Raw genomic sequence first — 11,887 nt, 5'->3', positions numbered from 1 at the left:
TGAGTATCTGTGATAAAATGGTACTAGAGTTAAATTTTTATGGGAGTAGATAGGTGCTGGTGTGCCTGCCAGTCTTCAAAACTGTGTTGACCTGCTAAGACCAGGTTGGGTGTGTTCGATTCACACATATTCCCGCCAATTAAACAGGCAGACTGCGGCTTAGATACATATTTTTATGTTATCTGAGCCGCGTTTTATTTTGGCTTTGACAACGGATAATCTATGGTTGCTATTGACGAATTTTAAAGAATGGATGATAAGTGTACAGGCTTTGTCGCTAAATGTAAGAATGACTACGATAGACAGTCATTTCAATAGTAAAATGATAGAGTTAAATATACTTAATATAAGTTAAAGAGAGGTATTAAAATGGGTAGTAAAAAATATTATGAAATTGAAGTAAGCTTATACACAAACAATGATATACATAGTTCAGATATGTATGAAAAATTATCAAGATTTATAAATTTTTCTTTTCATAATTCACAAATGTTAAGTTCTTTGCATAAAACTACGGATTTTAAGCATTATAGTTTTTCTGGTTTGTATCCAATTGAAAAAGATAATATCTATAAAGCTGACGAAATATATAGTTTTTTATTTAGAAGTTATAAAAAAGGAATTATAGAAGAAGTTGCGACAGCTATAAAAGGTTTGAAAAATTATGACTTTATAGTTACAAATATAAAAACAAAAGATTGGGAGCATAGAGATATAAAATATATAGACAACTTAACCCCTGCTGTTATTACATTGAAAGATGGAATGAGGTGGAATAAAGATACACATGGAGTTGGAATTGCTAAAGAAAGTATATTTAAAAATCTAATGAGAAAATATAATTCTTTGAATAGCACAAAATTTGAGCTTAACTATGAAGATATAATAAAAGATATAGCAGTTAAAAGTAAATGTGCGATAATTTTAAATTACAAGGGAATTAAAATACTTGGATACAAATTCAGAGTGGAATTCCAAGAAAATAGCATAGCGCAAGAAATTGCTAATTTAGCAGTAGCAGAAGGAATAGGTGAGAAAAACAGTAGCTTTGGTATGGGGTTTGTTAAACCATATTTCAGATAGAATGGAGGAGAAAAAGTGCTGAATGAAATTATAAGAAATGTAGGTTATGAGAATATAATTAAAACTATAAAAGAATCAGTAAAGATAACTAATAGTATATATGTAAGGCTTCCTATTAATGGTGGTATAAATGAAGAAAATTTTTTGATAATTAAAAAAGAAGCAGAGATCAGCCAATTAGAAAGCATACAATGGTTTAAAGATAGAGAATTTTATAGTAATCGCATAACTCCCAACAAATCTGTAATAAAAGGCGGATTATATTCAATGTTTGTCTATAGCTGTAATCCAAACGCCATAACATTTGATTGGGATAAATTTAAAGAACATAAAAACACGAGCAAAGAAGATTTAAAACAATCTTTCAAAAATATGGTGGAAGAATTTTTAACTAAAATAGGGTTGATTGCTAATTTAGGGATTTTCTTCAACAACTTTGATAATATTTTAAAATTTATATCTAAAACCGATTTACCTAAATTTCATTTAAAATTATTTTTAGACCTTCCAACTGAAGATTATAAAAATGAGTATCTAAAATACATTGCAAACATGTTGTTTGATAAAGGTACACAAGTAAATATAAGTGACAAAGATAAAGGTAGAGTAAGTTTATTTTATACATTAAACACAGCAGATAAACCATTCTTGGCACATATGTTATCTAATACAGATGAAATTCATCTGCTAGATGTAGAGGAATCAGAAAAAATACTCAATTTAAAAAAATATATGGACTTAAAAAAACGAGAAGAATTAGAAAGTAATATTTCTATAACAAAATATAAAATGGAACTTGATAGAGCTACTAAGAAATGGTATTTAGATGATTTTAATGTAAACCCCACACAGCTTAGAGATGATATTGTAAATTTTAATATAACGAATGCATTAGAGGATAAGTGTTTTAATGAAGCCAGTATAGGTAAATATAGTGATTTAACAAATTACATTTTAAGATTATTGTTAGAATCTAAAGTTAGGAGTTATTATTCAGAGAAAGATAAAACTGAAACTAAATTCAAAACTTTTAGTTCACTATATTATGAATATATAAATGACATTAACAACACAAATATAGATGTGTTTAAAAATATATATCCAAATATGATAAAGAATATATATGGACTATATAAAAATGACGAAAGTATATATGGAATGATAAATATTATAAATTTTGATATATCAATGAGAGATTATTTATATAAAACAAATATTAAGGAGGGTTTTAGAAAAATGTTGAAAAATATTAAAAGTAAAATTTTATCTGATGAATTATACATTATAGAAAGTGAAGCTGAGTTTTTTACAGTATGTGGGCAGTTGGCTAAGTTTTTAAAGATACAGACGCAAACAGACGAAAAAACTAATAGTTTATTTAGTGAATATCTAACAGCAACTAATGTAAAAAGATTAATGACTGTATTATCAAGGGATAAAAATAGGCTGGATTATGATAGTAACATATACGGTAGGTCTAATAAAATAATGTATGCCATTTTAGAATATTATTCAGTAAATAGAGGCGATTTAAGGAAAATAGATACATTAGAATTTAATAAGGGCTTATATTACGGGGATTGTTTATTATATAGCAAAAAAGATAAAGAAATAATAGATAAAAAAGAAAAAGCACATGGAACTGATAATAAAGAGGAGGAAAAATAATTATGGAAATGATTTATAATGTTTTTGGATTAATTGGAGTAAGAGTTAATAATGCGAATTGGAATGCTGGATTTGATAAATTACCTAAGAGAGATGGAAATGATGTTATAAAGGGTAGCACATATGCATTGCAGTATTGTATAAAAAACCAATGGCTAAATAGAGGTGAAAGGGTTTTAGGAATAAAAACTCTTAGAGCCAACGGTGGTTGTAATAAATTAAGTGAAAGATATTTTGACCTTTTTGAAGAAGAGGATAAAAAAGTAGATAACAAAGATTCTGAAGAAATAAAGCAGAAGAAAATAGGGTCTGTTGTAACCAACTTATTAAGTTGTAAAGACGTTAATAATTTTGGGGTAGCATATACTGGAGTAAATTCTATGTCTATTAAGGGCGTAGTCCAGTTTACAGATGGAATAAATAAATATGAAGATACTAATATAGTTGAAGAACAGATTTTATCTCCATATGCAAATCCCAAAAAAGGGGATGTAACACGAAGTACATTAGGAACGAAATATACAACTGATGAGGCTCATTATGTTTACGATTTTTCAGTATTTCCTAAAGAATATAATAAATATAAAATAAATGGATTTAAGGGGTATACAGAAGAGGATTACAAGGACTTTAAGATGACAAGCTTAATTGCAGTATCTAATTACAATAGCAAAGCTAAAGCAGGATGCAAGAATGAATTTGCAATGTTTATAGAGGCTAAAGAAGAATGTAATTATTTATTAGATTTAAATTACTTACAAGAATATGTAAAAGTATATAAAGAAGATAAAGTAGTTTATGATTTAACTTCCTTAGGTGAATTATTAAATAAGGTTGTAGATAAAATTAAGAATATAGAAATTTATTATAACTTTAGAACCATAGAGGTTAAAGGAATGATTGAGAGTAATTTAGTGAAAAATTATGATTTAATAACTAGAGAGGAATTATAAATTATATGGAAACTGCATTAAAATTTGATTTATTAGGAAAGTATGCTTTCTTAAAGAATCCTGAGAGCAATACGGGTACAGAATTCAGCTTTGAACACCTCCACAAACCTTGCTTATTAGGCATTTTAGGTTGTATTTTAGGAATGAATGGTAAAGCACAGTTAACAAAAGAAAAACCTGATTTAGAGTATTACGAGAATTTAAGAAATATTAAAGTTTCAATAGTGCCAAGTAAACCAGTATTTAACAAGTTTAAAGAAACGATAACTGATACAACAGGATATGCAAATGATGGGAGTACTCAGATATTAGATAAAAAAATACTCCAAAATGTGTGCTGGACTATTTATATATTAAAGGATAGCATACAAGAACAATACTGGAATGAGTTATGCTATTTATTACAAAAACACGAAAGTAAATATCCTTTGTATCTAGGTAATAACAGTTATAAAGCAAAAGTTGATGGGTTTGAAATAGTTAATTTAGATGAAGTTGAGGATACAGATGATATAACCATAACCAGTATATTTAAGGAAGAAATAGTAGAAGAATTTAACGAGTATACTGAAAGTGATATGGTGATTCCTTATAATTTGGAAATATACGCTCCTGGCACATTAAATGAATTGACACTATATGAATATAAATGGTTTAGATTTACTAATTTAATGGTAACTACTAAAGATAACAAGAATTTATATTCATATGATAATAGTATATTAGGTTTTATATAAGATATTTTACCAACCTAAACGCTGAAAATGACTATTTGCCTATATTCCTAAAAATGACGTTTGGTTGGTAAAAGTATTAAAAAGTGTTGATTTTACTAAGGTTAAAGCCAGTTAGTAAAATCAAGGATGGCTTGGTTACAGTCATTAACTATTAACATGAGATGTTTTATAATCACCCTATGTAATTCCTATGTAATTCTTTTGCTTATTAACTATTAACATGAGATGTTTTATAATATTCTTTTCACATCAACTACTTTTTTAATTTTTCCTATTAACTATTAACATGAGATGTTTTATAATTGTTTTATTTGTTTTACAACTTACGTAAGAAAGTATTAACTATTAACATGAGATGTTTTATAATGTCACAGTCTCATACATGGTAATAGCATAATAATAAATTAACTATTAACATGAGATGTTTTATAATACGTTATAAACTTCATCGTAGCCTCTACTAATAAATTAACTATTAACATGAGATGTTTTATAATTATTCTAAAATTTCTTCATATGTTAACCACTCTGGCATTAACTATTAACATGAGATGTTTTATAATCGTCTTATTGATACCTTTGTTCCATTTTCAAATTTAGATTAACTATTAACATGAGATGTTTTATAATGGTTAATACATGAAGTTATAATGCCTATGTGTAAACATTAACTATTAACATGAGATGTTTTATAATATGGAAAACATAATTATAATAATTTTGGCTTAATTAATTAACTATTAACATGAGATGTTTTATAATCCTGTTAATTCCTCAGTTCTACACATAAGTTCAACTATTAACTATTAACATGAGATGTTTTATAATCACAACCCATCATATAGGGTTTCTCCTGTTGTTTCGATTAACTATTAACATGAGATGTTTTATAATATGCTCAAATTATCCTTATTTTCAGTATAGTGACTTCATTAACTATGTTTTATAATTACGCTAAGTTGAGTGCGGGACTTGAAAGAACTTAATTAGCTATTAACAATAGTTGGGTGCTATATAAATTAAAATAATAAAAAAAGGGGGGGATAAAATGTATTTAAGTAGACCAAACGAAACACTAGACAAACACATAGACTCAGTGTTAAGACAATTTAAAAACTTAGATAAAAGTAAGAATATAGATTCAATAATAAATAATATAATAAACAAGTTATGTAAAGAAAACAAAGATTTAATTGGCCAAGAAAATGATGTGAAAACGTTAGTATTAGAAATGACTAAATTGCATGATGAAGGTAAAAAGAATCCTTATTTTCAAGCTTATTTAGGAAATTTAGAATATGCAAGTTACAAATTTACACAATTAAATAAACACCACACAGAAATAGGTGCTATATATTACTGTATAACTATGTATAACAATTATGTAAGCACGGTTAAAAGACCTGTACAAGAGGCATTAAAAGACATTATACTATCTTTGGCATATAACATTTATAGACATCATAGCAGCCTGGAGGATTTAGACAAGTCTGTATTCATTGAGAAATTAATATATTATTATGAGAATAATAAAGAACAATTTATTAATATAAACTTAACTAATATTGAATATCTATATAGATTTAAAAACAGAAATAAGATTGTATACAAAAATCCATATACATATTATCTACTGTGTAAATTAGCATATAGTATTCTTATAACTTGCGATTTTACAGCAGTATATGGTTTTAATAATAAAGGAGATTTAGAAGTTAATACCGTAGATGTCTACATTAAGAATGAAATAAATAAAAAGTTTAGCAATAGCGAGGTAATAAAAGCTATAAGGCAATTTGAAAACAACACTAACTTCCCATTAAGTGAACTCAATAAGTACAGAACAGAAATGTTCTTAGAAAGTGAAAAACAACTAATTAAATCTAAAGATAATAATATATTCTATTTAGAAGCCCCTACAGGTTGCGGAAAAAGCTTGACTAGTCTTAATTTAGCTTATAATTTGTTGGATAATACTATAAATAAAATATACTATATAGCCCCTTTTAACAACATTGCAGAACAGACGCATAAGGTTATTAAAGATAGTTTTTACAATAATGTAGTTACTGTAAATAGTAGAGAAGATATTTTCATTAGCAACAATGAAGAAAATGATTTTATTAACTATGATAAGGATTTTTTAAATTCACAAATGATAAATTACCCAGTATCTTTAATTTCCCATGTAAGACTATTTGATATTTTATTTAGTGCCAATAGATTTAAAAATTTAATGTTATCTAATTTATGTAATAGCGTTATAATAATTGATGAAATTCAAAGCTATAAAAATCAATTATGGATTAATATTATAAATACACTTAAAGAATTTGCAGAAATGTTAAATCTAAAAGTTATAATAATGAGTGCAACACTACCAAAAATGAATGAATTATTAGAAGATAAAACATACCAGATACCAGATTTAATCTGCAGTAGAGATTATTACTATAATTATTTTAAACAAAGAGTTGAATTTGATTTCACATTATTAAAGAAAGTAAAAAATGATATAAAAGAAGTTTTTGACAAAATTGACGAAGTTATTAAAAATACTAATAAGCATAGGATTTTAATTGAATGCTTAACCACAGCAGGAGCAGATAACTTTTATAATGAAATGAAAAAGTATGAGAGTGAAGGATTTTTAGTTTTTAAAATGACGGGTATAACCAATTCAACAAATAGAGAATTTATTATAAGAAAAGTACAGAACAAATTTAATAAAGTATATGAAAATGATAAAATAATACTGGTAGGAACACAATGTATTGAGGCTGGAGTTGATATTGATATGCAAATAGGATTTAAAGACATATCTATATTAGATGCAGATGAACAATTCTCAGGGAGAATAGAAAGAAATTTTAATGATACTGGAACAGTATATTTCTTTGATATTGATAATGGCGACTTTATTTATAAGGGAGACTTTAGGACTGAAAAGAATTTAAAAGATGATGATTGGAAAGAAATTTTTAGAGATAAGGATTTTAGTGAGTTTTATAAAAGAAATTATAAATGGCTACTTGAAAAGAAAATTGATGAATATAAGGAATACAAGGCAAATTTAGGTGAATTAAAATATGCAATAACACAAGAAAATATGAAATTAATAGATACTAAAAATTATTCATTCCTGTTTATATGCAAATACGAAGGAAAGAGGGGTGCTGATGAATTATTTAAGGAATATCTAGAAACTCAAAAATCAGATTTGAAATATACTGAAAAACAAGTTAAATCAACGTGTATTAGAAAGGAACTAAACAATTATATATATAACATCAACACGTATAAATTTAAAAATAATATACTGTTAGAAAAGGTAGGGAATTTATATATAGTTCAAGAAGGAACCAGCTATTTTGATAATTTAAACGAAGGGGAACTTACTAAGAGTAGTACATTAGAGTTAGTAAAGTTTGTTAGTGAGGTAGGATTATTTTTATAGGAATTTACCAACCGATATGAGGTAGGTATTGGTATAACTACATTCTTAATAATGAAATTAGGTTGGTGAATTCTCTTAAAAAGGGCTAAGATAGTGAAGTTATAAGGGATTTGGATTTTAACGAATGGCTTAACATCAGTCATTAATAATTAACATGATATGTTTTATAATTTGCTCCTGTTATAGTTTTACACATTAATAATGTAATTAATAATTAACATGATATGTTTTATAATCCAGCAAACCATGCTATTACTCTTGCTTCAATAGCATTAATAATTAACATGATATGTTTTATAATGAAAATAGTATGAATAATTATAACTTTGACTACCATAATTAATAATTAACATGATATGTTTTATAATTTGAAAGTGGTATTTCTTGTTGTGAATCTTTTAAATTAATAATTAACATGATATGTTTTATAATATGTATGGTTTTTTAGCTTCTTCTCCTACTTGATATGTTTTATAATTACGGACCATTTACACCAGTGCTACTATGTCCAAAGATTAATAATTAACATGATATGTTTTATAATTAAAAAATATGGTTTGCAGTAACTTTTACGCTTATACATTAATAATTAACATGATTTGAAGCATTTAAGGGGGGATATATCACAATTATAAAGAAGTCTGGATGGACAGGAAAGGTAAAAGTATTTCATCAAAGACAAAGACTTCATTTTTAATTAAATGTAGTAAATATAAGGGAAAAGCAAGATTGCTATTGCTATAGAATTAAACATTCATTTTAGGAACAGATTAGCAAGAAGAAACTGTTTCCGGTTTCTTCTATGGGGTCCATAGCCGCAAACCTAAGAAATCCAAATATTGTATATATGCTATGATATCTAATGTAACTTTAAAATATACATTAGAGAAGGGGTATCATAGAATGCACAAAAAAATTAGGATGATAATAAAAAACATACAAAATTTGTACAACTCTGAAACAATAAAAAGGATGGCCGAAAAACATCTTTTCACCAAAAGAAAAGGCAAACTTAGCGCAGAAAACTTTTTAAACCTATGTACATTTAAAGGTGAAGATTTATGTAGCTATAAGCCTATTGGAACATTATAGAAGTATTAGGTTTACGTCTATGGACCCTATTCCAGAGAGTGGAAGTGAAACGGATAATCTCTGGTTGCTAATAACACAGAAACAAATCAAAACATTATAAAACTAGCTAAATTATATAATGTTACAACTGACTATATTGCTACGAACTTAATATAGAAAAAAGTGAGATAAATAGGTTAAAAAAATAGAATAGCAACGGAAAGAACATAGCAAAAGAGCATACAATTCGTATGCTCTTTTGCTCAGACCGTTGACAAACATAAAATGTAAAACACTCTAATTTAAAATTGGAGTGTTTTTTTTTATATTCAAAAAGGATTTTAGGACATCAATGTCGAATATATATAGTATACAAACTTTATAATTCGGAGGGCATTATTATGATTAATGAAAAGAATTTTACACAACAAAAACTAGAAATGGTGTATTTAGAAGATTTAGTTCCTAAAGACCATATTCTGAGAAATATAGATAAATACATGGATTTCTCTTTTATAAGAGAACTGACTAAAAAATATTACTGCTTAGATAATGGAAGACCTGGCGTAGATCCTATTATACTTTTTAAAATGCTGTTTATTGGGTACTTATTTGGAATAAAGAACTAAACCGCTAAAAACGGTGGCAGACAAGTGCTAATCATATTAATTTAATTTTTACTTAAATAAAATAGAAAGAAGTATCCTTATTTGACTAAGATACTTCTTTATTATAATACACACTTCCTATAAACTTTTATTGTCGAAATAAAAAATAAGGAAGTGTTATTATTTATGTCAGAATTAAAAGAAAAAATGAAAATGGATATGGAACTAAGGGGTTATAGTCCAATGACTATAAAAAGCTATATCAATCACGTTAGTAACTTTGCTAAATTTTACAACAAATCACCAAAGTATTTAGGTGAAAAAGAAATTTGTGACTATCTACATTATTGTATCATTAAAAAAAAATTAAGTGAAGGAACAGTTAATTATATTAATTCAAGTCTTAAATTTTTTTATACTAAAACTCTAAATAGATATTGGAATTCGGACAAAATTGCAAGGATGAAAGAACCATCAAAATTACCTGCTGTATTATCTCCAGATGAGGTTAAATCCATCTTTGATGTTACTGAAAACCTCAAGCATAAGGCAATTCTCATGACGGTCTACTCCGCAGGATTAAGAGTTAGTGAAGTTTGCAACCTAAAAATAACAGATATTGATAGTAAAAACATGCAAATATTAATTAGAGAGGGCAAAGGTAAAAAAGATAGATATTCATTGTTGTCTAAAGCAAATTTAGAAATCCTCAGAGAGTATTGGAGCAGATATCATCCTACGGAATATTTATTTTCTGGAAAGGGTCGTACAGATTCTATAAGTCCACGTAGTGTTCAGAAAACGCTCGAGAAATCTATAAAAAAAACTAAAATTACTAAGCATGCAACTGTCCATACGCTTCGCCATAGCTTTGCAACTCACTTATTGGATGCTGGTACGGATATCTGCTACATTCAAAGACTTTTAGGACATACCCGAATTACTACTACCACTATCTATTTACATCTTAGAAGGATGGATTTACTTAATATAAAGAGTCCGTTGGATATCCTCTTAGGAGAGAACGATGATTGAGATTCAAGATATATTCAATCAACATGGTGATGAATATAGGAGGAATCATCAGCTTCCGCTGAATATTTTAAAAACTATGATAGCTATTGAAGCTTGTAGAACAGCAGAGCTTGGTGGTCATGTAGACGAATGTGATGAATGTGGACACGTTAGGATTTCTTATAATTCCTGCCGAAACAGGCATTGTCCTAAATGCCAAACTTTATCCAAGGAAAGATGGCTTGAAAAAAGAAAAGAGGATTTATTATCCGTAGGGTATTTTCATGTAGTTTTCACTATTCCTGAAGAGCTTAACTATATAACATTAACAAACCAAAAGGAAATGTATTCTATTCTATTTAAATCTGTTTCTGAAACACTACTTGAACTTTCAAGTGATAAAAAACATTTAGGAGCAGAAATTGGATTTATGGCAATTTTGCATACGTGGGGTCAAAATTTAATGAATCATCCACACGTACATTGCATAGTTCCTAGTGGCGGATTAACTTTAGATGGTAACCGATGGATAAATTCAAAAAAAGATTTCTTTATCCCAGTGAAAGTGCTTTCAAGAAAATTTAGAGGTAAATTTTTATTTTACCTTAAAAGAGCTTATTATAGTAATGCACTTAAATATACTACAGGAATTGAGGAATTAACAAAGAAACATATATTTCAGAGCTTCATAGATAAGTTATATAAAAAAGAATGGATTGTATATTGTAGACCTCCTTTTGGGAGTGCGGAGTACGTACTTGAATACCTTGGTAGATATACTCATAGAGTAGCGATATCTAATCATCGAATTGTAAATTTAGAAAATGGATATGTAACATTTAAATGGAGAGATTATAAAGACCATAATAAAGAAAAGTTTATGACACTTACAGTAGATGAATTTATTAGAAGATTTCTCATGCATGTTTTACCAAGAAAGTTTGTTAAAATTAGACATTATGGAATATTAAGCAATAGAAATAGGTCAACTAAGCTTCAAAAATGCAAAGAACTTACAGGGACAATAGAAAATAAAAATCAAAATTTAGAAGTTAAGTTAAGTGCAGCGGAGCTTCTTTTAAAGCTTACAGGGATAGATATAAATATCTGTTCTTGCTGTGGTAAAGGTAAAATGATTACAAAAGAGAAATTAAATCGCCAAAATTATTCGCCACCAGGAGGAATAAATAAAATAGCATAAAGTTTTTATTTAGGGGAGGGGGAAATTACGTCTATTTTTAGAAAATAATCAAGGCTTAGAATGATTTAAGATGCATTTGTGGAAATTAAAGTTAA

The 11,887-nt window shown here is 27.3% G+C and carries 8 protein-coding genes, 1 tRNA gene, 1 pseudogene and 1 CRISPR repeat array; all 10 genes and pseudogenes read left to right on the top strand.

The features are described 5' to 3' along the window. The first annotated feature begins 41 nt into the window (after positions 1-41). The 10 genes and pseudogenes from ACWJKE_RS07165 (at position 42) to ACWJKE_RS07120 (ending at position 11,792) form a co-directional block, all read left to right on the top strand. A tRNA-Sec gene (locus ACWJKE_RS07165) sits at positions 42-138 on the top strand. A 231-nt stretch (positions 139-369) separates the two neighbouring features. Further along, entirely contained in the window at positions 370-1,083 is a 714-nt protein-coding gene (locus tag ACWJKE_RS07160) for a CRISPR-associated endoribonuclease Cas6 (RefSeq protein ID WP_216303506.1), read from the top strand. A gap of 15 nt (positions 1,084-1,098) precedes the next feature. After that, the gene (locus tag ACWJKE_RS07155) at positions 1,099-2,751 is read left to right on the top strand and encodes a transcriptional regulator (RefSeq protein ID WP_216303505.1); all 1,653 of its coding nucleotides are present in this window, start codon (positions 1,099-1,101) and stop codon (positions 2,749-2,751) included. Between the two features lie 2 nt (positions 2,752-2,753). Continuing rightward, on the top strand, positions 2,754-3,704 hold the full coding sequence (locus ACWJKE_RS07150; RefSeq protein WP_216303504.1) for a type I CRISPR-associated protein Cas7: 951 nt from the start codon (positions 2,754-2,756) through the stop codon (positions 3,702-3,704). 5 nt (positions 3,705-3,709) lie between these two features. Further along, positions 3,710-4,441, top strand: coding sequence for a hypothetical protein (locus tag ACWJKE_RS07145; RefSeq protein WP_216303503.1), 732 nt, complete (start codon positions 3,710-3,712; stop codon positions 4,439-4,441). A gap of 143 nt (positions 4,442-4,584) precedes the next feature. After that, positions 4,585-5,335: direct repeats of the CRISPR family, unit length 30 nt; unit sequence ATTAACTATTAACATGAGATGTTTTATAAT. Between the two features lie 154 nt (positions 5,336-5,489). Next, positions 5,490-7,898: a CRISPR-associated helicase Cas3' gene (cas3, locus tag ACWJKE_RS07140; RefSeq protein ID WP_216303502.1), complete on the top strand. Its 2,409-nt coding sequence runs from the start codon at positions 5,490-5,492 to the stop codon at positions 7,896-7,898. A gap of 903 nt (positions 7,899-8,801) precedes the next feature. Beyond that, positions 8,802-8,990, top strand: a complete 189-nt coding sequence (locus ACWJKE_RS07135) for a hypothetical protein (RefSeq protein ID WP_216303501.1) — start codon at positions 8,802-8,804, stop codon at positions 8,988-8,990. Positions 8,991-9,370: 380 nt separating this feature from the next. Continuing rightward, positions 9,371-9,595: pseudogene (locus tag ACWJKE_RS07130) on the top strand (IS5/IS1182 family transposase); the annotation flags it as partial. Positions 9,596-9,763: 168 nt separating this feature from the next. After that, the gene (locus tag ACWJKE_RS07125) at positions 9,764-10,612 is read left to right on the top strand and encodes a site-specific integrase (RefSeq protein WP_216304459.1); all 849 of its coding nucleotides are present in this window, start codon (positions 9,764-9,766) and stop codon (positions 10,610-10,612) included. After that, positions 10,605-11,792: an IS91 family transposase gene (locus ACWJKE_RS07120; RefSeq protein WP_216304460.1), complete on the top strand. Its 1,188-nt coding sequence runs from the start codon at positions 10,605-10,607 to the stop codon at positions 11,790-11,792. The genes ACWJKE_RS07125 and ACWJKE_RS07120 overlap by 8 nt, the downstream gene beginning before the upstream one ends. Positions 11,793-11,887: the final 95 nt, after the last annotated feature.

It is taken from the genome of Clostridium sp. CM036, assembly GCF_055081135.1.
This window is presented reverse-complemented; position numbering and strand designations above follow the sequence as displayed.

Coding starts and splice junctions, on each gene's coding strand:
- ACWJKE_RS07160 (WP_216303506.1), top strand. CDS start 370: ATGGGTAGTAAAAAATATTATGAAATTGAAGTAAGCTTATACACAAAC.
- ACWJKE_RS07150 (WP_216303504.1), top strand. CDS start 2,754: ATGGAAATGATTTATAATGTTTTTGGATTAATTGGAGTAAGAGTTAAT.
- ACWJKE_RS07145 (WP_216303503.1), top strand. CDS start 3,710: ATGGAAACTGCATTAAAATTTGATTTATTAGGAAAGTATGCTTTCTTA.
- cas3 (WP_216303502.1), top strand. CDS start 5,490: ATGTATTTAAGTAGACCAAACGAAACACTAGACAAACACATAGACTCA.
- ACWJKE_RS07135 (WP_216303501.1), top strand. CDS start 8,802: ATGCACAAAAAAATTAGGATGATAATAAAAAACATACAAAATTTGTAC.
- ACWJKE_RS07125 (WP_216304459.1), top strand. CDS start 9,764: ATGTCAGAATTAAAAGAAAAAATGAAAATGGATATGGAACTAAGGGGT.
- ACWJKE_RS07120 (WP_216304460.1), top strand. CDS start 10,605: ATGATTGAGATTCAAGATATATTCAATCAACATGGTGATGAATATAGG.